We start from the raw sequence: 25,694 nt of genomic DNA on the forward strand, positions 1-25,694 counted from the left end.
GCTTTCGAAAGGCTAAGCGGTCACTTTTTCGTAAGCTCGAGGTCGAAGACCATCAACCCGTCGGTGCCGCCTTCCAGTGCGGCGACCAGCCGGGCCCCGGCCCGCTGATGCGCTTCATGCACCAGATAGGCGTCGCGCGCGGCGGCATCGCGGAAATCGATGGTGAGGCCATGGCTGAAGCCGCGCGCGAACGGCTCCGGGCTGACATTGGCACTGAAATGGACGGTGTCCATGCCGTCGATCACCTGGCGCAACGCCTCGAGGTCGGCATGGATCGCCTTGTGTTCACCGATACCGACATCATTGCGGAATTTGACGAAGACACAGTGCCTGATCATCTTTTGCTCCTAAGCAGCCCGGTTGCCGGAAAACACAGCCGGCGGCAAGGGCTCGCGGCCGAGTATCAGGTCGGCACCCTTCTCGCCGACCATGATGGTCGGTGCGTTGGTGTTGGAGGAGGGCACGCGCGGCATCACCGAAGCATCGCAGACACGCAATCCCTCGATGCCGCGCAGTTTGAGATCCGGCGTCACCACCGCCATCTCATCATGGCCCATGCGACAGGTGCCGACCGGGTGGTGATCGGTCTTGGAGCTGCGGCAGGCGTAGTCGAACAGCTCGTCGTCGCTGGCGAGCGAAGGGCCGGGCAGCACCTCGCGCAGCACGTAGGGGGCAAGCGCCTTCTGCCGCATGATCTCGCGCGCCAGCCGCAGTCCCTTGATCGACATTGCTCGGTCGTAGGGATCGGACCAGTAGTTAGGATCGATCAGCGGATGGTCGGCCGGGTCGGCGCTCTTCAGGCGAACGGTGCCGCGCGAGCGTGGCCGCAGGAAGGCCGAGTTCAAGGTGACGCCGGGATTGTTCAGCTTCTCGACGCCGGCCTCGATGCCTGAGCCCAGGCCGAGATGGAACTGGATGTCGGGCGAGCCGGCGGTCGGGTCTGCGTACCAGAAACCGCCGGTCTCGAACAGGCTGGAGGCGACCGGCCCCTTTTTCAAAAGCAGATATTGCAGGCCGGCCCAGGCGGTGCGGTGCAGCTTGGCGTAATTGTCGTAGGTGTGGTCGCCGGTGCACTCGGCGATGACGAACAGATCGAGATGATCCTGCATGTTGGAGCCGACGCCGGGCAGGTCGTGCACCGGCGTGATGCCGACCGACTTGAGATGGTCCGCTGGGCCGATGCCCGATTGCATCAGCAGCTTCGGCGACCCGATGGCGCCGGACGAGACGATCACCTCGCGCTCGGCGCGCAAGATTTTCTTCTCGCCGCCTGGCCTGTCGACGATCTCGACGCCGATGGCGCGACTGTTCTCGACGACGATGCGGGTCACCAGAACATCGGTCCTGACGGTCAGGTTCTTGCGGGCGCGGATCGGCTTGAGATAGGCCACCGAAGCGGAGGAACGCCGGGCATCCTTCTGGGTGAGCTGATAGTAGCCGACGCCTTCCTGGGCAGCGCCATTGAAATCCGGGTTGAAGGGAATGCCCATCTCCTGGCCAGCGCGGAAATAGGCCTCGCAGATCGGCAGCGGCGAGATCGGGTTCGACACGCCGAGTGGGCCCTGGTCGCCGTGGAAGTCGTTGGCAAAGCGCTGGTTGTTCTCGGCCCGCTTGAAGTAGGGCAGCACGTCGCGATAGCCCCAGCCGGCAAGACCCCCTTCCTTCTCCCAGGCGTCATAGTCGCGGGCATTGCCACGCGTGTAGATCTGGGCGTTGATGGAGGAACCGCCGCCGATCACCTTGGCCTGCGTGTACCAGAAGACGCGGTCCTTCATGTGTTTTTGCGGCACGGTCGACCAGCCCCAGGACGCGATGCCCTTGGTCATCTTGGCGAAGCCCGCCGGCATATGGATATAGGGATGCCAGTCCTTGCCACCGGCCTCCAGCAGCAGCACGGAATTGGCCGGGTCCTCGCTCAGCCGGTTGGCCAGAACGCAGCCGGCCGGGCCGGCGCCCACGATGATGTAGTCGGTCATGACACTGTCCACTTACAGCCGCGGCACGGAGAGGGCGCCGTCGACATTGATGATCGAGCCGGTCGAAAAGCCGAGCTTGCCGGCGGCAAGCGTCGCCACCACGGCGCCGATGTCTGATGCTTCGCCCCAGCGCTTTGCCGGCACCAGTCCACCGTCGATCAGGGCGTCGTATTTGGCGGTCACGCCTGCAGTCATGTCGGTGCGGATGATGCCCGGCCTCACCTCGAACACGCCGATGTTTTCCGGAGCGAGCCTGAGCGCAAGGTTCTTCACCCACATCGAAAGCCCGGCCTTGGAGATGCAGTAGTCCGGGCGTTCGGGCGACGCCATTTCGGCGCTGACCGAGGTGATGGTGATGATCGATTTTGGGCCGTCGCCTGGTGCGGCCAGCATCGCCTTGGCGACGGCCTGGCTGAGGAACACGGTGCCGCGCAGGTTGATGCCGAGCGTGCGGTCGAAATTCTCCGGTTTTAGCTCCAGCAAATCGCCGCGAACGACGGCGCCGACGCCGGCATTGTTGACGAGGCAGTCGATGCGGCCGAAGGCGCGTAGCGCGGCATCGACAAGTGCTGTGTGGGTGTCGAGGTCTGCGATGTCGCATTGGGTGTAGGCGAATTTCGCGCCGCGTGCGGTGATGTTCCCGGCCAGCCCGTCTGCGGCTTTCTCGGCCAGATCGGCAACGAGGATGTCGAAGCCGGCATCGGCCAGTGCCTCCGCACAGGCAAGCCCAATGCCGCGCGCGCCGCCCGTAACAAGGGCCGACGGGCGGGTCATTGGAGGCTAGCCTTGCGGATATGGTCGGCGACACGCAGCGCCTGAGCTGCGATCGACAGCGCGGGGTTCACAGCGGCCGAGTTCGGCAAAAAACTGCCGTCGACGACGAACAGGTTATGGTGGTCGAAGGACCGGCAGAACGGATCGAGCGGCGCGGTCGCCGGGTCGTCGCCCATCTTGACCGTGCCGCACTGATGCGAGGGGGTGCGCTTGTCGAAGGGGCGCGACAGCACGATGGGGTAACCGCAGGCGCGGAAGTTTTCGCGCATCACCTTGGTCAGCCCATCGAGCGACTGCATGTTGGAGCGCCGCCACTGCATGACGATGTCCTTGCCGTCGACCATGATGCGGCTTTCCGGATCGGGCAGGTCCTCGCACATCAGGTACCAGTCGACGGCGTGGCCGGCCATGAAGTCGAGCGCGAATTTCGGCATCGACTTCACGTTGGCCTTCAGCATATTGCCGTCGATCTTGCCGAGCAGCTGGACATTGCCCAGAGGTTTGCCGCCCTTGCCGTCGGACAGGTAGTAATCGTTCAGCATCAGCGTCTTCTGGTAGACGGCATCGTTGCGGCGGCGCGGATCGATCGCCAGCATGGCGCTCGAATTGTGGTTCATGAAATTGCGGCCGACCTGGTCGGAGCTGTTGGCGAGGCCTTTGCCATCGGAAGACGGCGAGCGCAGCAGGATAACGGCGGAATTGACCGCGCCGGCGGACAGGATCACCAGCTTCGGCGCGACCTTTTTCAGCTCGCCATTCTGCCGATAGTGGATGGCAGCAATCGTTTTGCCGTCGGCCGAGGTCTCCAGGTATTCGACATAGCAGCCAGTTTCGAGCCGGATATTGGTGTCCGTCAGTGCCGCCGTCAGCGGTCCGGTCTGCGCGTCGACCTTGCCCTGGCCGGTGTTGGGAAACGCGTCCCAGCCGGTCTTGCCTTCCTTCAACCAAGTGTTGATATCGACGCCGAGCGGCAGCGAGGCGGGATGCAGGCCCAGTCCCTTGAGCTCGGCGCGGGCGCGCGCGATCGGCGCCTCGTCGGGCACCGGCTTATAGGCATAGGGGACCGAGTGGAACGGCTCGGTCGGATCCTCGCCCAGTGCGCCGCGGACGCGAAACAGCTGCTCGGCCTTGGAATACCAGGGCTCGAATTCGTCATAGGAAAAAGGCCAGGCCGGCGAGACGCCGCCGAAATGTTCCATGGCGGCAAAATCTTCCTTGCGATAGCGGATCAGCACCGCGCCGTAAAATTTCGAATTGCCGCCGACATAATAGTAATTACCGGGGTTGAAGGCCGCTCCACCGGCCTCGCGCCACATCTCCTTCGGCCGGTAGTGGCCGTCGACGAAGATGGAACGCGTATCGCGCGCATGCGGCGTTGCCGGCAAGGGGTCGCCGCGCTCCAGCATCAGGATCGAGGCGCCGCTGCCGGCCAGGCCGGAAGCAATTGTCGAGCCGCCAATGCCGGAGCCGATGATGACGATATCGGGATTTGTCATTTCGCTCAGAGGATGCGGTTTTCGGTCGCCGGATCGAAGAATACCGCCTTGGTCAGATTGAAGGCGAGCGGCGTGCTGGTGCCCGGCTGGATGTTGGCGTCGGCACGCAGCCGCGCCACCACGCCCTTGCCGCCGAGATTGGTGACGGCGAAAGTGTCGGAACCAGCCGGCTCGACCACTTCGATGTGCAGGTCAGCGGTGGCGATGTTCGAGGCGTTTCGTTCCGCACCTTCCGGATCGGTCAGTGCCTCCGGGCGGACGCCGAAGATGATCGGCTTGCCCTGGAAAGCCGACAGGCCCGCCGGGGCATTGGCCATCGGCAAGGTGATGGGCTCGCGCGCCTCGCGCTGCAGCACAACGGACAGTGCATTGCCTGAGGTGGCGATGGTCGCCGGGATCAGGTTCATCGCCGGCGAGCCCATGAAGTCGGCAACGAACAAATTGCTGGGGTTGTTGTAGATCTCGGCCGGCGTGCCGAACTGCTGCACCTCGCCGTCGCGCATGACGGCGATCTTGGTCGCCAGCGTCATCGCCTCGATCTGATCGTGGGTGACGTAGACGATTGTGGTGCCGGTGGTGGCATGCAGGCGCTTGATCTCGATGCGCATGTCGACGCGCAGCTTGGCGTCGAGGTTGGACAAAGGCTCGTCGAACAGGAACAGCTTGGGGTCGCGCACCAGCGCCCGCCCCATGGCGACGCGCTGGCGCTGGCCGCCTGAAAGCTGGCTCGGCTTGCGCTGCAGCAGGTGGCCGATCTGCAAAACCTTGGCCACCTTGTCGATCGCCTTCTGGCGCTCCGCCGCCGGCACGCCGCGCATCTCCATGCCAAAGGAGATGTTGCCGGCCACCGTCATGTTCGGATAGAGCGCGTAGCTCTGGAACACCATGGCGATGTCGCGCTTCGAAGGGTGGAGATCGTTGATGGCGCGGCCGTCGACGCGGATTTCACCCGAGGTGATCGTCTCCAGCCCGGCGATGGTGTTGAGAAGCGTGGACTTGCCGCAGCCGGAGGGACCCACCAGCACCAGGAAGCCACCCTTTTCCAGATCGAGGTCAATGCCCTTGAGTATCTCGACCTGGCCGAAGCGCTTCCTCAGACCATCAATTTCCAGAAAAGCCATCGGATCATCCTTTGACGGCGCCGGCCATGAGACCGCGCACGAAATAGCGGCCGGCGAGCACATAGACGAGAAGGGTTGGGAGTGCGGCGATCATCGCCGCCGCCATGTTGACGTTGTATTCGACGACGCCGGTCGAGGTGTTGACGACGTTGTTGAGCGCCACCGTCATCGGCATCGAGTCGCCGGTGCCGGCATAGGCGGAGGCGAACAGGAAGTCGTTCCAGATGTTGGTGAACTGGTAGATCACGGTGACGACGAAGATCGGCATCGAGTTCGGCAGCATTATGCGGCGGAAGATCTGGAAGAAGGACGCACCATCGACCTGGGCGGCTTTCACCAATTCCGTCGGGAACGCCTCGTAATAGTTGCGGAAGAACAAGGTGGTGAAGCCGAGGCCGTAGACGACGTGGACGAAGACCAGGTTTACGGTCGGATTGCCGAGCCCGAAGCTGGTTCCGATCGAATTCTGCAGCGTCACGCCGAAGCGGCCGAGGCTGCCGAGGATCGTGGCCATCGGCAACAGCACCGACTGGAACGGGATGAAGCAGGCGAATAGCATCAGCCCGAACACCAGCGTGGCGCCACGGAAACGCCATTTGGTCAGCACGTAGCCGTTCAGCGCTCCGAGCATCGTCGAAATGATGACGGCCGGAACCACCATCTTGATGGAGTTCCAGAAATAGCCCTTGATGCCGGCACAGGTGAGGCCGACGCAGGTCTCGCCCCAGGCCTTCAGCCATGGATCGAAGGTCGGCGCCTTGGGCAGCGCCAGCATGTTGCCGTTCTGGATCTCGTCCATGGTCTTGAACGAGGTGACCAGCATGACGAACAGCGGCATCAGGTAGAACAGCGCGAACAGCGCCAGCAGCCCATAGATGACGATGCGGTTGACGAGTTTGACATTGACGCCGCCGGAGGCTTGGCGGGCGGGAGTGGTGACAGCGCTCATCGCGGCTTCTCCCGCAATTCGGAATAGAGATAGGGCACGATGATGGCGACGATGGTCATCAGCATGATCACCGCACTTGCCGAGCCGACAGCCATCTCGTTACGCTTGAAAGTGTACTCGTACATGAAGTTGGATGGCAGCCAGGCCGAGCCGCCGGGTCCACCGGAGGTCAGCGCCACGACAAGGTCATAGGACTTGATGGCAAGGTGGGCGAGCACGATGAAGGCCGACAGGAAGATCGGCCGCAGCAGCGGAATGACGATGCGGCGATAGAGCTGGAAGGTGGTGGCGCCGTCGATCTGCGCCGCCTTCATGATTTCGCCATCGATGCCGCGCAGGCCGGCCAGGAACATCGCCATGATGAAGCCGGAAGCCTGCCAGACGCCGGCAATGACCACCGTGTAGATGACGAAATCCTTGTTCTTGATCCAGTCGAAATGGAAGCTCGTCCAGCCCCACTGGTGCAACGTCTGCTCGAGGCCAAGACCCGGATCGAGGAACCATTTCCAGGCGACACCGGTGACGATGAAGGAGAGCGCCATGGGATAGAGGTAGATGGGACGCAGCACGCCTTCGCCGCGGATCTTCTGGTCGAGCAGGATGGCCAGGAACAGGCCGAGCGCCAGGCAGATCAGGATATAGAGAAAGCCGAAAATGCCCATATTGGTGATCGACGTGTACCAGCTCGAAGGCGGGTCGGTGTCGAAGGTCCAGCCCCACAGCCGCTGATAGGCGCGCGAGCCGGTGATGACATAGGACGGGAAGGTCTTGGAGTTGGTGAAGGACAGATAGATCGTCCACAGGATGAAGCCGTAGACGAAGACGATGGTGATGGCGAAGCTCGGCGCCAGCACGATCTTCGGCAAGGCGTCCTGCAGGCGCGAGCGCACCGAGGCGCGTGGCCTGGTGTGCTCCGGCGTCAGCTTGATTTGGCTTGTCGCTACCGTGCTCATGAGCTCCTCCCGTTTTGGGTCGTCCGTGCTCTGCCGTCAGGCGGCAAGCGGCCCGTGCATACGGGTCTTCGGTCGGCATGCTGTTGAGCCGGCCAATCGTTGGGATAAAACCTTCCCCGCCGAAGCGGGGAAGGTGTTTTCTGGCGTAGCGCCTACTTGGCGTCGTCGATCGCCTTGACCAGCTCGGTCACGGCTTCGTCCGAGGTCTTGATCTGACCATGCACGAACTTGGAGACGACGTCCTTGTAGGCATTGGCGACTGCCGGAGGCGCGCCGTAGCCCTGGGCCAGCGAACCGAACAGCGTGCCACCTTCATTGGCGGCCTTCAGGTCGGCGATGCCCTTCTTGCCGCAAGCGTCGAAGTCGGTGTCCGGAACGTCGGTACGGGCCGGAACGGAACCCTTGACGACGTTGAAGGCCGACTGGAAGCTCTTCGACAGGGTGGCGGTGGCCAGTGCGACCTGGGCGGCCTTGCGGTCGTCCGGAACGTTGAACATGCCGAACATGTCGGAGTTGTAGATCACCGAGCCGTCGGTGCCCGGGAAGCGATAGCACAGGAAGTCCGTGCCCGGGGTCTTCTTGGCGGCGTGGAACTCGCCTTTGGCCCAGTCGCCCATGACCTGCACCAGGGCATCGCCCTTGATGACCATGGCGGTGGCAAGGTTCCAGTCGCGGCCCGAGAAATTCGGGTCGACATAGGTGACGAGCTTGGCGAGGTTGTCGAACGACTTCTTCATCGTGTCGGACTTGAGCGACGCGTCGTCGAGGTCGTTGAAAGCCTTCTTGTAGAACTCAGGTCCGCCGGTCGACAGCACGACCGAGTCGAACATGGTGGCCTCCTGCCAGTTCTGGCCGCCGAGAGCGAGCGGGATCACGCCTGCCGCCTTGGCTTTGTCGAGCAGCGCAACGAAGTCGTCGAAAGTCTTCGGCTCGGCGCCGCCGATCTTGTCCATGACGGCCTTGTTGATCCACAGCCAGTTGACCGAGTGGACGTTGACCGGAGCCGCGACCCACTTGCCGTCATAGACCGAGAACTTCTGCAGGGCCGCCGGAACCGACTTGTCCCAGCCTTCCTTCTTCGCCGTCTCGGTCAGGTCGCCCATGACGCCGGCAGCGGCATAGTCGAGCACGGTGTAGCCGAGCATCTGCGAGGCGGTCGGGTAATTGCCGGCCGCGACCATCGCCTTCAGCGCGGTCATCGCAGCGTCGCCGCCGCCACCGGCCACCGGCACGTCCTTCCAGGCATAGCCTTCCTTGGCCAGATCGCCCTTGAGGACGTTGAGGGCAGCCGCTTCGCCGCCCGACGTCCACCAATGCAGCATCTGCACTTCCTTGACGTCCTCGGCATGGGCTGCGAAAGCGAGCCCCGATGCGAGAGCCGTTCCGATAAGCAGTTTGCGCAACATGTACTTCCTCCCTTGTTGCATTACACGACCGGTGGAAGCCCACCGGGTTCTTCCCAACTCAGCCGACCCACCATCCGGTGCGCTGGCCGCGATGAAACTGGATTGTCTTTTCCTCGGTATAATCCTCGACGGCGCGCTTGCCGAGTTCGCGTCCGAGACCGGACTGCTTGTAGCCCCCGAAAGGCAGCTCGGGATAACCTTCCATGAATGTGTTCACCCAAACCGTCCCCGAACGCACCCCACGCGCTACCGACATGCATGTGTCGATGCTGGCGCTCCACACGCCCGCCGACAAACCATAGGGCGTGTTGTTGGCGATGTGCAACGCCTTTTCAATCGATTCAAAAGTCAGCACGGAGAGCACCGGGCCGAACACTTCCTCACGCGCGATGGCCATGTCATCGGTGACGCCGCGGATGATGGTCGGGTCGAGATATTGGCCGGCATTGGAGGCCAATTGCTTGCCGCCGCTGTAGATGCTGCTGCCGTCGCTTGCCGCTGCCGTCACGTAACCGGTCACCTTGGCCATGTGGTCCGACGAGATCATCGCGCCGACCTTGGTCCTGTCGTCGAGCGGATCGCCGACTGTCACCTTGGCCGTTAGTGTCCTCACGGCGGCCAGAAAATCGTCGGCGATCGCCTCGTGCACGATCAGCCGGCTGCCGGCATTGCAGCATTCGCCGGCATTGAAGAAGCCGCCGAACACCGCCGCGTCGGCCGCGGCTTCGAGGTCGGCATCGGGGAAGACGATCTGGCCGTTCTTGCCGCCGAGCTCCATCGAGACCTTCTTCAGCGACTGCGCGGCGGAAGCCATGGTCATCTTGCCGACGCGGGTGGAGCCGGTGAAGGACACCATCTCGACCAAGGGGTGGCTGACCATCGGTGCGCCGACATCGCTGCCCAGGCCGGCCAGGATGTTGACGACGCCGGCAGGCAGGCCGGCCTCGATCAGGATGTCGCCGAGCACGAAGGTCGAGGCCGAGGTCATTTCGCTCGGCTTGACCACCGCCGTGCAGCCGGCGGCGAGCGCGAAGGGCAGTTTCTGGCTGACGATCAGGAACGGGAAATTCCACGGCGTGATGATCGAGACGACGCCGATCGGTTCGCGCAGCACGACGCCCAGCATGGCGTCGCCGAGATTGGCGTAGCTCTCGCCATGCAGCGTGCGGGCGAGCGAAGCGGCATAGCGCCAGATGTCGACGGCGCCGCCGATCTCGCCGCGGGCCTGGGCGATCGGCTTGCCGGATTCCAGCGCATCGAGACGGGCAATGTCTTCAAGCCGAGCTTCGATCAGGTCGGCCGCCTTGTGCAGGAGCGCGGCGCGTTCGGCCGCCTTCATGCGCGGCCAGGGACCGGTCTCGAACGCCCTGTGCGCGGCTTGCATCGCCGCTTCCACCTCGGCCTCGCCGGCCTGCGCGTAACGCGAGACCGTGAAGCCGTGGCCGGGGCTGTTGCGCTCCAGCGTCCTGCCGTCGCGGGCATCGACATGTTTGCCATCGATCAGCAGCCGATAGGTCTTCGGCGCTGCGGAAGCCTCGGCGGGCATGGCGATGTTGAGAGGCGCGTTCATCTTGGGTCGTGATTCCTCAGGATCTTGAAAATGCCGGTTTCTGCCTGGCCTTGAAGGCGCCGACGCCGGCTTTGAGGTCGCCGGTCAGCGCAATGAAGCCGCTGGCCAGCGCTTCGGTCGCGGCGGCACTTTCCTCACCTTCGGCAACCGCGATCATCAGCTTGGCCGCTTCCGTCGCCAGCGGACCGCGCTCGGCGATCTTCTCGGCCCAGGCCTTGGCCTCGGCGAGTGCCTTGCCGGTTTCGACCACTCGATCGACCGCGCCCAGGGCCAGCGCTTCAGGAGCAAGGAGAACCTCGCCACCCAACGCCATGCGACGCACCGTCTGAGCGCCGAAACGGCGCACGGCGCGCTGCGTACCGGACCAGCCAGGCACGACGCCGATGGAGGTTTCGGGGAAGCCCAATTTCACCTGTGTTTCCGCGACCCGGAAATCGCAGGCTGCCGCCAGTTCCAGCCCGCCGCCCAGCGCGTGGCCCGACAGCACGGCGACGGTCGGTTGCCGCAGCCGCGCCAGCCGGTCGAAGACGCGGTGGCCGTAGCGCACCCATTGCACCTGGAAATCGGCGGCACTCATGGCGGCCCAGGCCTCGACATCGCCACCGGCACAGAAGCCCTTGCCTTCGCCGCGGATGAGCACGACACGCACGCTGTCGGCCGCCTCCGCTTCGTCGAGCGCTGTTTCGAGCGCGCGAAGCATCGGAATATCCAGCGCGTTGAATTTCTCCGGGCGGCGCAAGGTGACGATGCCGATGGCGCCGTCCTGCTCGAAGGTGACGAGGCGTTCAGCCATGCGCGCCTCCGAGCGAGGCGCCGCCATTGAGCGACAGGCCGATCGGCTGGTTGTGATAGAGTGCCGCCGGCGTTACCTTCAGGTCGTTGGCGACACCGAGTGCGATCTCGGACTGCCCCAGCACATCGCGCTCCAGATCGATGCCCGGCGCCAGTTCCGTCACCATCAGCCCGTCAGGCGTCAGCTTCATCACGCAGCGCTCGGTGACATAGGTGATGTCCTGACCTTGCGCGACCGCGCGCTTGCCGGAGAAGGAGATGTGCTCGACCTCGCCGACGATTTTCTTGACCTTGCCCTCCTGGTCGATGCGGATGCCGCCATCGGCCAATGACAGTTTTGCGCCGGCATTGAAGAAACCCGAGAAAACAATCTTCTTTGCCCGTGCGGTGATGTCGACGAAACCGCCGGCGCCGGCGGTGACATGCGGCCGCGCCGACAGTTTCGAGACGTTGACCGAGCCATGGCGGTCGATCTGCAGGAAGGAGAGCAGCGAAGCGTCGAAGCCGCCGGCCTGGAAATAGATGAACTGGTGCGGCGAGGGCATGAAGGCGTCGGCATTCGACGAGCAGCCGAACTTGAAGTCGAGCAGCGGCACGCCGCCGACCGCGCCCTGCTCGATCACCCAGGTCACCTTGCCGTGCTGGCCTTCTTCCAGAAGGATGCGCGGAACGTTGGCGGAGATGCCGAAACCGATGTTGACGGCCATGCCGTCGCGCAGTTCCATGGCGACGCGGCGGGCGATCACCTTCTGGACGTTCATCTCGGCGTTGCGGAAGGTCGACAGCGGCCGGAAGATCTCGCCTGATATGGCCGGGTCGTACGGGGTCAGCGTCGTCTGCAACTGGTCGGGCGCGACGACGATGTGATCGACCAGCACGCCCGGCACGCGCACGTCATGCGGCTTGAGCGTGCCGTTTTCGACGACGCGCTTGACCTGAGCGATGACGACACCGCCATTGTTGCGAGCGGCGAGTGCCTGTTCGAGGCCGCCGAGATAGGCGCCTTCATGTTCATAGGTGAGGTTGCCGCGCTCATCCGCCGTGGTGGCGCGGATGATCGAGACGTGGGGCACGATCGAGCGGAAATACAGCCATTCCTCGCCGTCGAACTGCTGCACCGAGACGATCGGTTCGCTGGCCGCCGCGTTCATGGCACAGCCCTGATGGCGCGGGTCGGCGAAGGTGTCGAGCCCGACCTTGGTCAGCACGCCCGGCCGCTTGGCGGCGGCTTCGCGGTGCATGTCGAACAGGATGCCGGACGGCACGTTGTAGGCGGCCACCGAATTGTCGCCGATCATCTTCCAGATCCGCGGCGGTTCGGAAGAGGAGGGACCGGATGGATAGGAGCCGCACAAGGTGCGCTTCAAAAGGCCAGGCTTTGCCAGATGGTCGATGCCCTTGATGCCATACATGTCGCCCGCGGCGATCGGGTGCAGCGTGGTGATATCTTTCGGGTGGCCTTCCGCGTCGAAGCGCTCACCGATGGCGGCGAGCACGGCGTCCGGGCAGCCGAGACCGCTCGACGAGGAGACGGACACGGTCATGCCATCCTTGATCAGACCGGCTGCCTGCGCCGCTGAAACGACCTTGCTCACTTCATGCTCCCGAGTTTCGGGTCGATCTCGATGGCCTTGCCGGAGCTGGCCGATTGCAATGCCGCCTCGGCCGAGGCGAGCGACCAGATGCCGTCCTCGCCGGTGGCGGCAGGCTGGCCGTCGCCGTGGATCGCGGCATGGAACCGCCGCACGGACCTGACGTAGAGATCCTCGTGGTCGAAGCTCAACTCCTCCTCGCCGCCTGCCGTGCGCAGCATGACTGTGCCGACCGGCTTCTGCGTCATCACATTGCTGGCAATCAGCGAACCTTCCGAGCCATGCACCTCGAAGCCGGTGCCGGCATAGCTGGTGGTGAAACCTTCATGCGACTGCGCGATGAGGCCGGACTTGAAGCGCCAGATGCACATGGCGCCATCCTCCAGCCCGCTGCCGGCCATGCCGGCGGACTGTGTGAAAGCCGAAACCTCGACCGGATCGTCGCCGAGCACGAAGCGCAGCGTGTCGGCGTCGTGCACTGTGATGTCGAGCACCACGCCGCCGCCCGCCTCGGGCCTGGCGATGCGCCAACCCTGCAGGTTTTCAGGCAGGTAGACGGCGTGGAAGACACGCGCCGCGATCGGCCTGCCGATGCGGCCGGCGGCGACGGCCTCGCGCATGGCACGATGCGCGCCGGCGTTGCGCAAGTGGTGGTTGGTGCCGAGCACGACCCCGGTCGCCCTGGCGGCAGCGACCATCGTGCGCGCATCGGCACTCGTCAGTGCCAGCGGCTTTTCGCACAGCACGTGCTTGCCCGCCTTGATCGCGGCGAGCGCCTGTTCCAGGTGCAATTCGTTGGTGGTCGAGATGTAGACGGCGTCGATACCCTCGGCGAGCAGCTCGTCAAGCGTCGAGACCGCAAGCGCAATGTTGTTTTCCACGGCATAGGCTTGGGCCCGCTCCGGGCTGGAACTCATCACCGCCGCGATCTTGCCATCGGCCTGTACGCGGATGGCGTTGACCATGAATTGCCTGGCGATCGTGCTGGCGCCGATCAGTCCCCATTTGAGGCTCATGCGGCGCCTCCCGTTCCCGACCACCTGTTTCTGGCGCGGCGGTCTGGACCGCAGCTTTCCCTGACCACGAGATTGACCGCCCCGATATGATCCTCGGCACGTGTGGTGCGCGACTGGATCATCTTGATCATGACATGGGCGGCGCGTTCGCCGAGGCCGGCGCTGTCCACTGCGACGCTGGTCAGCGCAGGCATGTAGTGTTCGGCTTCCGTCACATCGTCAAAGCCGACGACGGCGAAATCCGGTCCCGGCTCAAGTCCACGCTTGCGCAGCGCCAGCATGGCGCCAAAGGCGACCGCATCGTTAAAACACAGGGCCGCACTCGGCGGTTCAGCCATTGCAAGCGCGGTTTCCAGGCAAGCGATGCCACCCCGACGGCTTGTCTCACCTTCGATGACGAGCATGTCACGCGTATCTATCCCGAGCGTCTCGCAGGCCTCGCGAAAGCCGCCCAGCCGGTCATGATAGACCACGAGGTCTGACGAGCCGCCGAAGAAGGCCAACCGGCGATGTCCCTTGCCGATGAGATGGGCGGCGGCGAGATAGGCACCGCGATGATTGTCGGGAGCAATCACCGGAATGCGGCTCTCAGGCAGCCGGCGCATGGCGAAGGCAATCGGAACACCGGCCATTTCCAGCCGCCGGAATGCTCCCGGGGTCGTGCCGCGCGCCGGCGAAACGATGAGCCCGGCAACGCCCTGTTCCATCAGCGATTTCAGCACTTCTTCCTGGCGCACCGGATTCTCCGCCGTATTGGCGATGAAAGGCACGATGCCGGCGGACTGGAAGACGCGCTCCATGCCGACCGCCAGTTCGGCGAAGAACGGATTGGTGAGGTCGTTGATGACCATGCCGATGACGTTGGAGTGGGCCTTGCGCAGATTGGCGGCGCCGCGGTTGTAGACATAGCCGACGTCCTCGATCGCCTTGCGCACCTTGACCGCGGTCTCAGGGCGGATCAGTCCGCTGCCCTGGAGGACGAGCGACACCGTCGATTTGGACACGCCCGCCTCGCGGGCGATGTCGAAGATCGTCGCCTTGGCCCGGCTGGCCATCCTGATGCCTCCTCCCCAGTTTTCTGTCAAATCTATTGGAACGTTCTAATCACCGCTCCAATCGGGAGTCAATCGGGAATTTTTGGATTCCCGAATATCGATAATCCGACCCCGTAGGCCCTGTAATTGCAGAGCTATCGTGCTGCGTTGCAGCAATCCGAGGGAGGCGAATCTCGAATCTTAAAGGTTCTTGATTTATTGGAACGTTCCATTTAATAGGCGCGATTACAGGGAGAGATCGATGGACATAGCCTTGCCTGGTGAGGGTGGCCGCAGCAGCCCTTATGCGCTTGTCGGCCAGCCGGTGCGGCCGATGATCGGCGCGCGGTTTTCGCGCATCGCCTATGCGGCGGCGCATGTCGTTGCCGATCCGCTCGGGATGACCGATCCGTGGTCGCGGCCGGCGGTCGACTGGGAGCGGACGATGGTGTTCCGCCATCATCTGTGGCGGCTCGGCTTCCGTATCGCCGAGGCGATGGACACCTCGCAGCGCGGGATGGGTTTCGACTGGGCAAATGCGCAGGAATTGATCCGCCGCTCGATCGCCGAGGCGCGGACCGTCGAAGGCGCCGACCTCGCTTCGGGCGCCGGCACCGATCATCTGGCGCCGGCGGCGGCCCGGACACCAGACGATGTGATCGCCGCCTATGAAGAGCAGTTCGCTTTCATCGAAGGCCAAGGCGGCAAGGTGATCATGATGGCGAGCCGGGCACTGGCGGCTGTCGCAGAGGGCCCGGAAGATTATGCGCGCGTCTACGACCGCCTTTTGAGCCAGACGTCCGGCAAGGTGATCCTGCACTGGCTGGGCGACATGTTCGACCCGGCCTTGAAAGGCTATTGGGGCAGCAGCGATTTCGAGACAGCGCTCGATACTGTGGTCGCCATCATCGAGCGTCATGCCGGCAAGGTCGAAGGCATAAAAATCTCGCTGCTCGATGCCGGCAAGGAAGTCGCGCTGCGCAACCGGCTGCCGGATGGGGTCGTGATGTTCACCGGCGACGACTTCAATTACCCCGAACTGATCGCCGGAGACGGCCATGGTCATTCGCACGCGCTGCTCGGCATTTTCGACGCCATCGCACCGGTCGCCAATGCCGCCCTGGCGAAACTCGCCGAGGGCGACCGCGCCGGCTATGACGCGCTGATGGCGCCGACGGTGCCGCTGTCGCGAAAGATCTTCGAGGCACCGACCGAGTACTACAAGGCCGGCATCGTCTTCATGGCCTGGCTGAACGGCCATCAAGACCATTTCACGATGGTCGGCGGCATGCAGTCGGCGCGTGGCATCCGCCACTATGCCGATATCTTTCGCCTTGCCGACCAGGCAGGCCTGCTGGCCGATCCCGACCTGGCCGTATCCAGGATGAAGAGCCTGTGCGCGGTCGCGGGTTTCTGAGCCCAGCGGGATCGACCAGGAGTATCCCGCATGGGGTGATTTGTGATCTCGGCGATCGGAGCCGCTGCGTGGGGCCGCCCGGACGTGGCGTGTACCGTTTTAATACAATCCCCAATTGGTAGACTCGCGCGGCGCACCGGCAGTTAATTCCTCCGTCAGGCCAAAAGGAGGGAAAAGGCCGCGGATCGGGAGGAAACGATGTCTGTGCGAAAAGAAGACTATCGAACCAACAAAGCCGACTATGTAATTGCCGCGACGTATGGCCGAATGGCCGCGGATGATGATGAGCGCGACGAGCCCATGGCAAAGGAGAAGTTCCTGCAGCTAAGAGACCGGCGCTTCGCCAAATTGGCCGCAAATCCAGCGGAAAGTTCGCCGGGGCCGAAAGCCAGGCCGCGTGGTTACGGCCACTCGTTCTAGCGAGTTGAACGCATGGTGAGTTGAAACGCATGGAAAAGCCCCGCCGACCGGGAGTCAGGCGGGGCTGTCTGGACAGGTTTTTGGGATGTCCAACGATCCTTCAAAGCGCTGTCTCATCCCGGCCAACGGCTACTACGAGCGGACGGTATCGCTCGCCGACAAGAAGTGAGATCCTGGGCACTTCTCCAGCCATGCGCCGTTTTCAATGACCACGCTGGGATGATCGAGCCGATCGCACTCCTACAAGAACGTCGTCAAAGGCTTCTAGCAAGACGTCGGCAGATATCAGGCAGGACGCGTTCTTTGCCATGTTCCCGCGCTTGTAACGCAGTACATTCAGGCGTAGTTGGCGCACTCTTGATCCTTCTTGGCGACTGCCATTGTTAGCGCCCCAACGGCTGTTTCGAAAGCGAGGCGAGTTCGTCCTCGTCGACCACACCCGCCATGTAGTTTGCTATAATCCGGGATGCGATTGCGTCGCGTGCATCGGCCGACTGGCCATCAAGCTTGAGCCTATCAAAGACCCGCCCGAGGAGAGCTATCTCTGAAGCGTCAAAAATACCTACCTCAGTCGCCTTCCGTCGAATCGGCATGATCTTCCTCCCGAAATTCCTGCAGTGAAGCGTGCCGCAAATCTTCCTTTCCGCGCAAGTGCTTAATGCGGTCGACGATGCCGGGCTGACCCATTGTGTTGCCGGCCGCTTCATGACCTTCGGCGCCGGCCCCACGTGCTTGGATCCGCTTCCACAGTCGGTCTCGGATGGCGCCGCTCGTTGAGCAATGCCCCTACGGCGGGCGCAGTTGTTGCCTTCATATTCCGTGGGTCAGTACAACGTAGATAGCGGGGACTAACATCAACCAGCCGCCCATTCCTAGAACCACCCAAAGAGCAGTGCGCTCGGTTCGTCTGACAAGATCGGCAATATTTTCCTCGTCGGTCAAGGAGACAGCGTCCAGCAACACAGGCTGATCATTGTCATTCGCAGGGTCGTTCGCGTTGCCACTTTCAGTCGATTTCTGGATCAATGTCATCGTCCTTTGCTCACCAGATAATAGAGGACCCGCCAGCTGCCCTAAGCGGCTCGCGGGTCCTGTCAGCACAGGAAGGGACGTAGCTGTGCCGATCCACGACATGTCAGCCAAGAGCTATGCCGATCACCAGAAAGGTGACGGCCGTCGCGAAAACCGGTGCGAGCAACCACCGCGCTTGGCCAACACTCCTATCCATCTGCTTTCTCCGATTTGGAGAGGCAACTACGCCGGACGTATGCCGTTCCGACCAGTCCCGAGAGGCAAGACCATTGCGTTTTGCGGCCGGACTTTGGTCCTATCCTGTTTCAGACTGAAGCCCGGCAGCGGAACGTTTGGCCGGACGAGGTGTTCGGACGGCTGGCGCGCAGCCGGTCGTGCTGTCGCCCGGACTATAAGAGGAGAAAACCATGAGAATGCACCTTACCAGCAGCGCTGCGGCGCTACTGCTTTTAGCCGGCGTCGGCGCAGTTGCGGCACAGGACGTTGTCATCACGCCGGAGCAGGACACCGTCGTGCGCGAATACGTGAAGAAGCAGCCACTTGCTTCCGTGAAGGTTCCTGGTGTGGAACTGAACGTCGGAACGGCTCTGCCGGACACGGTTGAACTTCATGAGATCCCCAACGTCAAATACCGCTACGTGATGGTCGACAACCACACGGTTCTGGTGGACCCAGGCACCCGCAAGATTGTCAAAGTCTACGACTGAACTTCGAACTACCACTCCCGCCGCCACCCCATGGCGGCGGGCAGTGCATGTCGGTCGCCACTCAACCGGACAAGTGAAGATGATGAACCTTGAAGTCGAAACATCTCAAGCCCTCGAGGCGCGCTTGGTTGATCTCCAGGCGAGAGTGCGGGCAGCTCGCATAACCGAGACCGAAATAAGAACCTTCCAAAAGGTCGCAGCGATCATGGATGACGGGCGCGGGCAGATTGCTGGCGACGATCTGATCGCAGCATCGTTCGTTGTCGAACCGGAGACCTGAATAGGTAGCGCACTAGCGGCGGCGCCCTGTCCTTCAGCAAGCGGGCAGCTGTTATACATAGCCTTGCGACGCCCGGCTTCGACCCAACAACAATTCCTTTTGCCATTGCTTTCCAAGGAGCCTGCAATGGAAAGCGCAAATTCAAATGGGACGCCGGCGCGCGTTGAAGTGGTCGAGGCCTGCCGGAATGGTTCATGCGCATAGTGGCCGACGACCATGAACTTAGCCGTTCATTCGATTTGGAATCGTTCGCCCCCGGCCTTTGCCGAAGGCCAGCGGATACGGGTAGGGCTTGCCGAGTTCAGGCGCTGTAGGCACGCGTCCAAGCCCCGAAAAAAGCCCGCCACTGAGGAAGCAGTGACGGGCCTTTCCAGTGTTCTGCTTGGTGAGGGAACCCAAGCGGCTTCCAAACTCCAATCTCGAAAACAGGTTCCTTGATTGGCCAAAAATTGCCGTTGCAGTGGTCCGCTCCGCATCTGGAGCTCCGTTGAACTTTACCGAGGGAGTACGGTTTCAAACAAAATGAGCCCGCACCGCCGGGTTGGGACGATGCGGGCCGACCAAGAGTGAATTCTCCTGGCCGCAGCGGAGGGGGTTGCTGCACTACTGAAACTGAGAGCCTGTATATTAGGTTCCACTTAAGGAAAAAGAGATCCTTGTCCCATTTACAACCTCCCAGTGTGGGTCCGCACCACGGGCTGCACGGTGCGGATCCGGCCGAAGGTTGCCTTTCTCGGCCAGCGCACATCGCGCTGCTGGCCATGCAACCAGCCTTGCTCGCAGGCATCGGTTTGGGAAGCGGCCGGCGCGCTCGGCGTGTCGGCCAACACGGTCGATAAGCTACGTCGTCAGGGAGTTAGCTAAGTCTTTGAAAGGATGGTGGGCGTGACAGGGATTGAACCTGTGACCCCTGCAATGTCAATGCAGTGCTCTCCCGCTGAGCTACACGCCCATCCGAAGCCGCGCATACACCATTTTTGATCCAGCGCGTCAATAGCAGGAAAAAGGAAAGAAGGCGTCGTCTCGCCGCAGCCGCGATGCCTTGGCCGAAGGCGGCTCAGGCCGCCTGCAGCATCTTCTCGACCTCATTGACGAGATCGCGCAGGTGGAAGGGCTTCGACAGCACCTTGGCGTCTTTCGGCGCCTTGGAATCCGGGTTCAGCGCAACGGCGGCGAAACCGGTGATGAACATAACCTTGAGGTCGGGATCGATCTCGGTGGCGCGGCGTGCCAGTTCGATGCCGTCCATCTCCGGCATGACGATGTCGGTCAACAGCAGCGAGAACGGTTCCTCGCGCAGCCGCTCATAGGCGCTGGCGCCATTGTCGAAATCGCTGACCTGATAACCGGCGCGCTCCAGCGCCTTGACGAGGAACCGACGCATATCGTCGTCGTCTTCCGCCAGAAGAATGCGTGCCATGATGTCCCGTCCGAATCACCCGCCCGAGACTGCCGTGGGGCAGGCCCGTTAACCATCCTGTATATGAGGAGGTGAGGGTAAACATCAAGTGAACGTGGACGAGGAAGACCCACATTTGGTAAGCGGAGAGGACGCCGAAATGCTGGACATGCGGCCGGCAAGGTGGCAGTTTCATTTCATGATGCACTGGTGTTTTCGGGTTCGTTCAAATTGAAGACAGCAGCCGAGGATTTTTCGGTCGTTCCACCCTTCGAGATCCGATCGGGCGCCGAACAGCGCGTTCCCTTCCTCTTCAACTCACCACACAGCGGTCGGTATTATCCCGAACGCTTCCTTGCCATGGCAAGGCTCGACCGCAACGCCATCCGCCGCTCGGAGGATTGCTACGTCGATGAGCTGTTCGGGGGCGCGGTGGCGCTGGGCGCGCCGATGCTGGCGGCAAATTTCCCGCGCGCCTATCTCGACGTCAATCGCGAGCCCTGGGAACTCGACCCGCGCATGTTCGCCGAGCCGGTGCCGTCCTTCTGCAACATCCGCTCGGCGCGGGTGGCGGGCGGGCTCGGCACGGTGCCCAAGCTGGTCGGCGAGGGGCTCGACATCTATTCCGGCCGCTTGCCGCTTGCCGAAGCGGTCGCCCGCATCGAGGCCGTCTACAAGCCCTATCACGAGACGCTGAAGCGGCTTTTGACGAGAACCCATGCCCGTTTCGGCTTTGCGGTGCTGATCGATTGCCATTCGATGCCGGCGAGCATCCGTGTCGGCGACAACGGCCTGAGGCCGGACTTCATCATCGGCGACCGTTTCGGCATCTCGGCCACCGCTGCGCTGACCGAAACCGCGATCGGCCTGCTCTGCGCCATGGGCTACACCGTCGCCCACAACAAGCCTTATGCAGGCGGCTTCATCACCGAGCACTATGGCCGCCCGGCGCGTCATCTGCATGCACTGCAGATCGAGGTCAATCGCGGGCTCTACATGAACGAGCGGACATTCGAGAAGGCGGCCGGCTTTGATGCGCTGGCGGATGATTTGACGCGATTTTCGGCCGATCTGATGGCGATGCCCGACCATCATTTCATCGACCTGCCGCTGGCCGCGGAGTGAGATCGCGCACCGGATGGGCAGCTCAGGATTTGCGGCGTAAAAAAAGACCGCATCGTTTTCACGATACGGTCGAAGTCTAGGGAGGAAACGCCCAAGGAGGGCATGGACAGGAGAACCTGTCCGAGATTGAGGGTATTGTGCGCTGCACAAATGTCAAGCGACGTTCAGGCTTTTTTAATTCAGAGTGATGTGGAAACTGCCTTTCGATGACGCTGGCGTGACATTCCGGCAACAGTCGCGGCAGCGGATAAATCGATAAACAGGCTTGTTTTAGCAGGAAAGTGGCGGCAGAGCCCTATTCGGGCATGCCGTATGCGGGAGAATCAGTTGGACATCAGCATCGATTTCATGCGCCGCATCGCGCAGGCGGCAGCGGCGGAGACCTTGCCGCGCTTCCGTGCCCAAGGGGCTGTCGCCAACAAGGAAAAGGGCAGTTTCGATCCGGTCACCGAAGCCGATCGCGAGACCGAGCGCGCCATCCGGGCGCTGATCTCGGCCGAGTATCCCGACCATGGCATCCTTGGCGAGGAGCATGGCAGCGAAAATATCTCCAGCAGGCATGTCTGGGTGATCGATCCGATCGACGGTACGCGCGCCTTCATCTCAGGCCTGCCGGTATGGGGGACGCTGGTCGGGCTGACGGTCGACGGGGACGCGGTCGCCGGCATGATGGCGCAACCCTTCACCGGCGAGCTGTTCTATGCCAATGCATCCGGCTCGCACTATGAGGGGCCGGGAGGGCCGCGCAAGCTTTCGACCCGCAAGACGACGAAGCTTTCCGAGGCAACCCTGTTCACCACCACGCCGGCGCTGTTCAAGGGCGAGGCGCGCAATCGCTATGACGCCTTCGAGAGGCAGATTCAGCTCGCCCGGTACGGCGCCGATTGCTACGCCTTCGCCATGATCGCCTCCGGAAGCGTCGACATTGTCGCCGATCCCGGATTGCAGCCCTACGACATCGTGGCGCTGATCCCGATCATCGAGAAGGCGGGCGGTGTCGTCACCACCTTCGACGGCGGGCCGGCGGAAAAGGGCGGCGATGTGCTGGCGGCGGCAACGCCGGAGCTTCACGCGGCCGCCATGGCTGCCTTGCGCGGCTGATATGTCGGCGCCTTTTTTGGCGCGATTCAATCAGCGCGATCCGATCGAGCGCTGGAATTCCGCTGGGGTGCGCCCGTAGACCTGTCTGAACGTCGAGCTGAAATGGCTGTGGCTGGAGAAGCCAAGATCCATGCCCAGCGTGGTCAGATTGTCGTAGCGGCCGAGCAGGTCGAGCGCGCGCGCCAGCCGCAGGCGCAGGTGATAGCGATAGAGCGGCATCGCTTCGACCTGCTGGAAGACTTGCGTCAGGTAGATCGGCGAGACGCCGACGTCGGCGGCAATCTCGGCCAGCGTCCAGCGCCGCGACAGGTCCGAGGACAGGACGAGCTTGGCGCGGTCGACCAATTTCTGCCGTCCAGGGCTGGCGCCCGCGACATGCGAGGTGTGTTCGCCGAGCGAGCGCCGCACCAGCGTCAAGGCGAGCGTCTCGGCTTCCAAGGTCTCGGCGACATTGCGGCTGAGGCTATGGCGCAGCAACGCCACCAGGGCCTGCGCGCGCGGGTCGATGCGCCGGCGCTGGCGGCGAAACGCCAGTCGGTCGCCGGTGCGCAGCTGTCCCTTCGGCGCCAGTTCGCGCAATTGGCCTTCCTCGACCACAAGGTCGAGACAGGCATCGCCATCTTCGACGGGATGGCTGACCTGATAGGTCTCAGCCGCGTTGAAGAACAGCAGCTGATTGGCCTCAGCGACGACGTCGTTGCGCCCGACATGGCGCACGAAGACTCCGCGATAGGGAAACACCAGATGTGTGGCCGTGCTGCACTCTTCCTCGCTCCGGTGCCGGCATTCGCCGCTGCAGACGATGTCGCGCACCCTGACGGTGCCGGTGTCCAGGAGCGGCTGTACCGTGAATTGCGACATGGCCGTTGCGTTCATCCCTCGTACCCGAAAATGAATCCGGAATTACGAAGGCACTCTACGCAATCGGCCGGTCCAATCCTGTCAGGAGACCTCCGGACGGTGCCTCAATCCCACAAGCGGCGGCTGAATTCGCAATAGGCGTCGCCGCGCGACAGGCCGATGTCCTTGAGCTGTTCGTCGGTCATCGCGAGCAAGGCAAGGCGGCTTCGGCGGTTTTCCATCTGGCGACCGACCCATCGGGCTGCCGCCAGGCATTGGGCGTGCAAGGACTGGCGGAGGGTTTCGGTGCGAACTGTCGGCGCGGCGACGTGGCCGGCCAAGCGCTGCGCTATCGAATGATCGGGGCGCATGGCTCAGTCCTCACTGGCGCCGGTTGCCGAAGCGCCGGCTTCGTTGAGTGCTTGGGCGCATTCCTCGCAGCAGACCTCGACGGTCTTACCGCCGACCTTGACGCGGATCGGATTGGCGTCCAGCTGGCAATCGCAGGCGGCGCAGGTTTTGTCGGTCATGATCTCATCTCCTCGGCGTTCAATTCGACGCGAGCAGATGAGCATTCCGGTACGGGCGCGGACTGTCAGAATCTTTAGCACTTTTGAGTGCTGCGGGCGCCCACGCCCCATCTTCCTGACAACGGAGTGTCAGCTATGCCGGCCGATCCGTGAAGGGCTTTGGCGCCAGTCAGGCCGTCGGGTCGTCGGAGCCAGGAATGAAGGCATCGAAGGCGGCGAGGAATTGTTCGCGGTAGAGGTCGGCCTCCTGCAGGATTTCGTGCTTGGCGCCGTCGATCATCAGTATCGAGCCGAGCCTCAGATTTCTGGCGTATGCTTCCACCGCCCTGGTCGAGACGACCTGGTCGGCGCCGGCGGCGATGATCAGCAGAGGAACCTGGATCCTGGCCATGAAGTCGGGATCGCTGATCGCTTCCGAAGCCTTTGCCGCCGCCTGCAGCCAACGGATCGTCGGGCCGCCGAGGGCCAGTTGCGGATACTCTTCATAGATGCGGGTGTTGCGACGATAGCGCTGTGGATCCGACGTCACCTTGTTGGCTTCGAAAGGCAGCGTGTCTCTCGGCCGTGGGCCCCAGGCGGCATAGAGCCTGCCAAGGCCCAAAGCGCAGAAAAACGAACAGACGCGGCGAACGGTGCTTATCGAGACCGGCAGGTCGGGCAGCGTCAGGAACGGCGCGATCAGCACCATGCGCCGCACGCGGTTGACCATCGACGGCGCCGCAAGCAGCGTGATCACCGCGCCGGCGGAATGAGCCAGGATGTAGTAGGGTCCACGGCAGTCGGGCAGCACGATCTCCTCGAAGAACTGCTCGAGGTCGGCCGTATAATCGCGGAAGGACCTGACATAACCGCGCTGGCGATCGCGGATCAGCCGGTCGGAATCGCCCTGGCCGCGCCAGTCGAGCGTGGCGACGCCAAGGCCCCGGGCGGCAAGATCGCGGATGGTTTCGAAATATTTCTCGATGCACTCGTTGCGGCCTGGCAGCAGCACCACGGTGCCTCTCACCGGGCGCGCGACCGCTCCGAACAGGCCGTAGCGGATCTTCTTGCGATCGCGCGTGGTGAAAAAGCCGCCGGCGGCGTTCTCCGGCCGCGGATTGCCCTCAGTCTCATGGAAAAGGGAGGTGTCTTGGAGGATGTCCGTCATGCGGCGCTTGTGCTCGGCGTCTTCACGTGCCAGCCTGTCGGGACCGGCCTCTCAAGGTGATAGACGTCAATACATCAAAAGCAAAGGAATTCCAGGTGACGGGGGACGCAGCACAGGGAAGGCCGGAAGCGGCATTGAGCGCGTTTCCGGCCTTCTGTCGATCCGGGAGGAAGGGACGTTAACACCCGGTTCGGCCTCGTTGCGGCCCCTCTGCAAATTCGGCGCCGCCAATCCTTGATCTTGAGAGCCACTTTAGCGGCAGCTGTCTGAACGCACGCCGAAGCGCCGGTTCATCTGCCGTTCATCACGGCAGGCCGCGCTGCTTTTTTTGCCGTCCGGCCAAATCTTGAAATGCCTTCGAACGCTCCCCAAATGTTGTTTGCGGTCGCCAATGTCGGGGCCGCTGGTCTAGCCGAAACGCCGCTCGCGGGTTTCGCACCGACCATACGCAAACCATGTTGCTCAACAGGAGAACACCTCATGCGTCACGTTGATTTTTCCCCGCTTTATCGTTCGACCGTCGGCTTCGACCGTCTCTTCACCATGCTCGATTCGCTTGCGCAGCCTGATGGCGCGCAGACCTATCCGCCTTATAATATCGAGCGCACCGGCGAGGATTCCTACCGGATTTCGATGGCGGTCGCCGGTTTCTCGGATGAGGAAATCTCGATCGAAGCCCATCGCAACGTGCTGACCGTAAAGGGTGAGCGCAAGGACGAGGGCACCGGCGAAGGTTCCGAGCTGCTCTATCGTGGTATTGCCTCGAGGGCTTTCGAGCGCCGCTTCCAGCTTGCCGATCACGTTGAAGTCGTCGGCGCCGCGCTGAAGAACGGCCTGCTCTTCGTCGACCTCAAGCGCAACATCCCCGAGGAACTGAAGCCGCGCAAGATCGCGATCACCTCGGCTCCGGCCAAGGCCAAGCAGATCGAGGCCAAAACCGCCGCCTGACAAGACGGCTTGCCAACGCGTAAAGTTAAAGTCTCCTCCCGAGACGGAAGCGGGGGGGGGGGGGGGGGG

At 62.9% G+C, this 25,694-nt stretch carries 27 protein-coding genes and 1 tRNA gene; 7 read left to right on the forward strand and 21 right to left on the reverse strand.

Annotation, left to right across the window (positions count from 1 at the left end):
* Positions 1-20: 20 nt before the first annotated feature.
* The 13 genes from LB568_RS12225 to LB568_RS12285 form a co-directional block, all read right to left on the reverse strand.
* Positions 21-338 (reverse strand): Dabb family protein, encoded by a 318-nt coding sequence (locus tag LB568_RS12225; RefSeq protein WP_224730248.1) that lies wholly within the window; start codon positions 336-338, stop codon positions 21-23.
* 9 nt (positions 339-347) lie between these two features.
* The gene (locus LB568_RS12230; protein ID WP_224730249.1) at positions 348-1,976 is read right to left on the reverse strand and encodes a GMC family oxidoreductase; all 1,629 of its coding nucleotides are present in this window, start codon (positions 1,974-1,976) and stop codon (positions 348-350) included.
* Between the two features lie 12 nt (positions 1,977-1,988).
* Positions 1,989-2,750, reverse strand: coding sequence for a 3-ketoacyl-ACP reductase (locus LB568_RS12235; RefSeq protein ID WP_224730250.1), 762 nt, complete (start codon positions 2,748-2,750; stop codon positions 1,989-1,991).
* On the reverse strand, positions 2,747-4,246 hold the full coding sequence (locus tag LB568_RS12240; protein WP_224730251.1) for a GMC oxidoreductase: 1,500 nt from the start codon (positions 4,244-4,246) through the stop codon (positions 2,747-2,749). The genes LB568_RS12235 and LB568_RS12240 overlap by 4 nt, the downstream gene beginning before the upstream one ends.
* A 5-nt stretch (positions 4,247-4,251) precedes the next feature.
* Positions 4,252-5,367 (reverse strand): ABC transporter ATP-binding protein, encoded by a 1,116-nt coding sequence (locus LB568_RS12245; protein ID WP_224730252.1) that lies wholly within the window; start codon positions 5,365-5,367, stop codon positions 4,252-4,254.
* 4 nt (positions 5,368-5,371) lie between these two features.
* Positions 5,372-6,316, reverse strand: coding sequence for a carbohydrate ABC transporter permease (locus LB568_RS12250; RefSeq protein ID WP_013893104.1), 945 nt, complete (start codon positions 6,314-6,316; stop codon positions 5,372-5,374).
* Positions 6,313-7,269 (reverse strand): carbohydrate ABC transporter permease, encoded by a 957-nt coding sequence (locus LB568_RS12255; protein WP_013893105.1) that lies wholly within the window; start codon positions 7,267-7,269, stop codon positions 6,313-6,315. Before LB568_RS12255 ends, LB568_RS12250 begins: the two co-directional genes overlap by 4 nt.
* Positions 7,270-7,421: 152 nt before the next feature.
* The gene (locus tag LB568_RS12260) at positions 7,422-8,675 is read right to left on the reverse strand and encodes an ABC transporter substrate-binding protein (RefSeq protein ID WP_013893106.1); all 1,254 of its coding nucleotides are present in this window, start codon (positions 8,673-8,675) and stop codon (positions 7,422-7,424) included.
* Between the two features lie 58 nt (positions 8,676-8,733).
* On the reverse strand, positions 8,734-10,245 hold the full coding sequence (locus LB568_RS12265) for an aldehyde dehydrogenase family protein (protein WP_224730253.1): 1,512 nt from the start codon (positions 10,243-10,245) through the stop codon (positions 8,734-8,736).
* A 16-nt stretch (positions 10,246-10,261) separates the two neighbouring features.
* On the reverse strand, positions 10,262-11,038 hold the full coding sequence (locus LB568_RS12270; protein ID WP_224730254.1) for an enoyl-CoA hydratase/isomerase family protein: 777 nt from the start codon (positions 11,036-11,038) through the stop codon (positions 10,262-10,264).
* Positions 11,031-12,632: an acyl CoA:acetate/3-ketoacid CoA transferase gene (locus tag LB568_RS12275; RefSeq protein ID WP_224730255.1), complete on the reverse strand. Its 1,602-nt coding sequence runs from the start codon at positions 12,630-12,632 to the stop codon at positions 11,031-11,033. Before LB568_RS12275 ends, LB568_RS12270 begins: the two co-directional genes overlap by 8 nt.
* Entirely contained in the window at positions 12,629-13,645 is a 1,017-nt protein-coding gene (locus LB568_RS12280) for a Gfo/Idh/MocA family protein (protein ID WP_224730256.1), read from the reverse strand. The genes LB568_RS12275 and LB568_RS12280 overlap by 4 nt, the downstream gene beginning before the upstream one ends.
* Positions 13,642-14,700 carry a LacI family DNA-binding transcriptional regulator gene (locus LB568_RS12285; protein WP_013893111.1) on the reverse strand — a complete coding sequence of 353 codons (1,059 nt, stop codon included), beginning with the start codon at positions 14,698-14,700 and terminating at the stop codon, positions 13,642-13,644. The genes LB568_RS12280 and LB568_RS12285 overlap by 4 nt, the downstream gene beginning before the upstream one ends.
* Positions 14,701-14,941: 241 nt before the next feature.
* On the opposite strand from LB568_RS12285, the gene LB568_RS12290 reads away from it, so the two are divergent.
* Complete coding sequence (locus LB568_RS12290) at positions 14,942-16,096, forward strand: dihydrodipicolinate synthase family protein (protein ID WP_224730257.1); 1,155 nt, start codon at positions 14,942-14,944, stop codon at positions 16,094-16,096.
* Between the two features lie 198 nt (positions 16,097-16,294).
* Positions 16,295-16,516 (forward strand): hypothetical protein, encoded by a 222-nt coding sequence (locus LB568_RS12295; RefSeq protein WP_013893113.1) that lies wholly within the window; start codon positions 16,295-16,297, stop codon positions 16,514-16,516.
* Between the two features lie 383 nt (positions 16,517-16,899).
* Here LB568_RS12295 and LB568_RS12300 read toward each other — a convergent pair whose 3' ends face one another.
* Both LB568_RS12300 and LB568_RS12305 read right to left on the reverse strand, forming a co-directional pair.
* Positions 16,900-17,109: a hypothetical protein gene (locus tag LB568_RS12300; protein ID WP_140570931.1), complete on the reverse strand. Its 210-nt coding sequence runs from the start codon at positions 17,107-17,109 to the stop codon at positions 16,900-16,902.
* A gap of 217 nt (positions 17,110-17,326) precedes the next feature.
* Entirely contained in the window at positions 17,327-17,548 is a 222-nt protein-coding gene (locus LB568_RS12305) for a hypothetical protein (protein ID WP_224730258.1), read from the reverse strand.
* A 407-nt stretch (positions 17,549-17,955) separates the two neighbouring features.
* On the opposite strand from LB568_RS12305, the gene LB568_RS12310 reads away from it, so the two are divergent.
* Together LB568_RS12310 and LB568_RS12315 are read left to right on the forward strand one after the other, a co-directional pair.
* Positions 17,956-18,255 (forward strand): DUF1236 domain-containing protein, encoded by a 300-nt coding sequence (locus LB568_RS12310; protein WP_013893116.1) that lies wholly within the window; start codon positions 17,956-17,958, stop codon positions 18,253-18,255.
* A 79-nt stretch (positions 18,256-18,334) separates the two neighbouring features.
* Entirely contained in the window at positions 18,335-18,535 is a 201-nt protein-coding gene (locus LB568_RS12315; RefSeq protein WP_013893117.1) for a hypothetical protein, read from the forward strand.
* Between the two features lie 877 nt (positions 18,536-19,412).
* On the opposite strand, the gene LB568_RS12320 is transcribed toward LB568_RS12315, so the two are convergent.
* Together LB568_RS12320 and cpdR are read right to left on the reverse strand one after the other, a co-directional pair.
* Positions 19,413-19,487, reverse strand: a tRNA-Val gene (locus LB568_RS12320).
* Between the two features lie 105 nt (positions 19,488-19,592).
* Positions 19,593-19,955 carry a cell cycle two-component system response regulator CpdR gene (gene cpdR / locus LB568_RS12325; protein WP_006199474.1) on the reverse strand — a complete coding sequence of 121 codons (363 nt, stop codon included), beginning with the start codon at positions 19,953-19,955 and terminating at the stop codon, positions 19,593-19,595.
* A gap of 162 nt (positions 19,956-20,117) precedes the next feature.
* On the opposite strand from cpdR, the gene LB568_RS12330 reads away from it, so the two are divergent.
* Both LB568_RS12330 and hisN read left to right on the forward strand, forming a co-directional pair.
* Positions 20,118-21,059 carry an N-formylglutamate amidohydrolase gene (locus tag LB568_RS12330; protein ID WP_224730259.1) on the forward strand — a complete coding sequence of 314 codons (942 nt, stop codon included), beginning with the start codon at positions 20,118-20,120 and terminating at the stop codon, positions 21,057-21,059.
* A gap of 327 nt (positions 21,060-21,386) precedes the next feature.
* Complete coding sequence (hisN, locus tag LB568_RS12335) at positions 21,387-22,160, forward strand: histidinol-phosphatase (RefSeq protein ID WP_013893119.1); 774 nt, start codon at positions 21,387-21,389, stop codon at positions 22,158-22,160.
* A gap of 30 nt (positions 22,161-22,190) precedes the next feature.
* Here hisN and LB568_RS12340 read toward each other — a convergent pair whose 3' ends face one another.
* The 4 genes from LB568_RS12340 to LB568_RS12355 all read right to left on the reverse strand — a co-directional run bounded on the left by LB568_RS12340 (position 22,191) and on the right by LB568_RS12355 (position 24,677).
* Entirely contained in the window at positions 22,191-23,021 is an 831-nt protein-coding gene (locus LB568_RS12340; protein WP_224730264.1) for a helix-turn-helix domain-containing protein, read from the reverse strand.
* 104 nt (positions 23,022-23,125) lie between these two features.
* The gene (locus LB568_RS12345; protein ID WP_412033907.1) at positions 23,126-23,341 is read right to left on the reverse strand and encodes a DUF1127 domain-containing protein; all 216 of its coding nucleotides are present in this window, start codon (positions 23,339-23,341) and stop codon (positions 23,126-23,128) included.
* A 33-nt stretch (positions 23,342-23,374) separates the two neighbouring features.
* Positions 23,375-23,530: a hypothetical protein gene (locus tag LB568_RS12350; protein WP_224730261.1), complete on the reverse strand. Its 156-nt coding sequence runs from the start codon at positions 23,528-23,530 to the stop codon at positions 23,375-23,377.
* Positions 23,531-23,699: 169 nt separating this feature from the next.
* Entirely contained in the window at positions 23,700-24,677 is a 978-nt protein-coding gene (locus tag LB568_RS12355; RefSeq protein ID WP_140570916.1) for an alpha/beta fold hydrolase, read from the reverse strand.
* Positions 24,678-25,157: 480 nt separating this feature from the next.
* On the opposite strand from LB568_RS12355, the gene LB568_RS12360 reads away from it, so the two are divergent.
* Entirely contained in the window at positions 25,158-25,625 is a 468-nt protein-coding gene (locus tag LB568_RS12360) for an Hsp20 family protein (protein WP_013893124.1), read from the forward strand.
* Positions 25,626-25,694: the final 69 nt, after the last annotated feature.

The sequence above is a fragment of the Mesorhizobium sp. B263B2A genome (assembly GCF_020165775.1).
GTDB lineage: Bacteria > Pseudomonadota > Alphaproteobacteria > Rhizobiales > Rhizobiaceae > Mesorhizobium > Mesorhizobium opportunistum.

What these genes read in the sequence shown, in the direction of transcription:
- LB568_RS12340 (WP_224730264.1), bottom strand. Translation starts at nt 23,021, where the DNA reads ATGTCGCAATTCACGGTACAGCCGCTCCTGGACACCGGCACCGTCAGG.
- LB568_RS12310 (WP_013893116.1), top strand. Translation starts at nt 17,956, where the DNA reads ATGAGAATGCACCTTACCAGCAGCGCTGCGGCGCTACTGCTTTTAGCC.
- LB568_RS12240 (WP_224730251.1), bottom strand. Translation starts at nt 4,246, where the DNA reads ATGACAAATCCCGATATCGTCATCATCGGCTCCGGCATTGGCGGCTCG.
- LB568_RS12315 (WP_013893117.1), top strand. Translation starts at nt 18,335, where the DNA reads ATGATGAACCTTGAAGTCGAAACATCTCAAGCCCTCGAGGCGCGCTTG.
- LB568_RS12300 (WP_140570931.1), bottom strand. Translation starts at nt 17,109, where the DNA reads ATGCCGATTCGACGGAAGGCGACTGAGGTAGGTATTTTTGACGCTTCA.
- LB568_RS12285 (WP_013893111.1), bottom strand. Translation starts at nt 14,700, where the DNA reads ATGGCCAGCCGGGCCAAGGCGACGATCTTCGACATCGCCCGCGAGGCG.
- LB568_RS12255 (WP_013893105.1), bottom strand. Translation starts at nt 7,269, where the DNA reads ATGAGCACGGTAGCGACAAGCCAAATCAAGCTGACGCCGGAGCACACC.
- LB568_RS12230 (WP_224730249.1), bottom strand. Translation starts at nt 1,976, where the DNA reads ATGACCGACTACATCATCGTGGGCGCCGGCCCGGCCGGCTGCGTTCTG.
- LB568_RS12270 (WP_224730254.1), bottom strand. Translation starts at nt 11,038, where the DNA reads ATGGCTGAACGCCTCGTCACCTTCGAGCAGGACGGCGCCATCGGCATC.
- LB568_RS12280 (WP_224730256.1), bottom strand. Translation starts at nt 13,645, where the DNA reads ATGAGCCTCAAATGGGGACTGATCGGCGCCAGCACGATCGCCAGGCAA.
- LB568_RS12290 (WP_224730257.1), top strand. Translation starts at nt 14,942, where the DNA reads ATGGACATAGCCTTGCCTGGTGAGGGTGGCCGCAGCAGCCCTTATGCG.
- LB568_RS12305 (WP_224730258.1), bottom strand. Translation starts at nt 17,548, where the DNA reads ATGACATTGATCCAGAAATCGACTGAAAGTGGCAACGCGAACGACCCT.
- LB568_RS12265 (WP_224730253.1), bottom strand. Translation starts at nt 10,245, where the DNA reads ATGAACGCGCCTCTCAACATCGCCATGCCCGCCGAGGCTTCCGCAGCG.
- LB568_RS12260 (WP_013893106.1), bottom strand. Translation starts at nt 8,675, where the DNA reads ATGTTGCGCAAACTGCTTATCGGAACGGCTCTCGCATCGGGGCTCGCT.
- LB568_RS12350 (WP_224730261.1), bottom strand. Translation starts at nt 23,530, where the DNA reads ATGACCGACAAAACCTGCGCCGCCTGCGATTGCCAGCTGGACGCCAAT.
- LB568_RS12250 (WP_013893104.1), bottom strand. Translation starts at nt 6,316, where the DNA reads ATGAGCGCTGTCACCACTCCCGCCCGCCAAGCCTCCGGCGGCGTCAAT.
- LB568_RS12295 (WP_013893113.1), top strand. Translation starts at nt 16,295, where the DNA reads ATGTCTGTGCGAAAAGAAGACTATCGAACCAACAAAGCCGACTATGTA.
- LB568_RS12360 (WP_013893124.1), top strand. Translation starts at nt 25,158, where the DNA reads ATGCGTCACGTTGATTTTTCCCCGCTTTATCGTTCGACCGTCGGCTTC.
- cpdR (WP_006199474.1), bottom strand. Translation starts at nt 19,955, where the DNA reads ATGGCACGCATTCTTCTGGCGGAAGACGACGACGATATGCGTCGGTTC.
- LB568_RS12245 (WP_224730252.1), bottom strand. Translation starts at nt 5,367, where the DNA reads ATGGCTTTTCTGGAAATTGATGGTCTGAGGAAGCGCTTCGGCCAGGTC.
- LB568_RS12225 (WP_224730248.1), bottom strand. Translation starts at nt 338, where the DNA reads ATGATCAGGCACTGTGTCTTCGTCAAATTCCGCAATGATGTCGGTATC.
- LB568_RS12235 (WP_224730250.1), bottom strand. Translation starts at nt 2,750, where the DNA reads ATGACCCGCCCGTCGGCCCTTGTTACGGGCGGCGCGCGCGGCATTGGG.
- LB568_RS12355 (WP_140570916.1), bottom strand. Translation starts at nt 24,677, where the DNA reads ATGACGGACATCCTCCAAGACACCTCCCTTTTCCATGAGACTGAGGGC.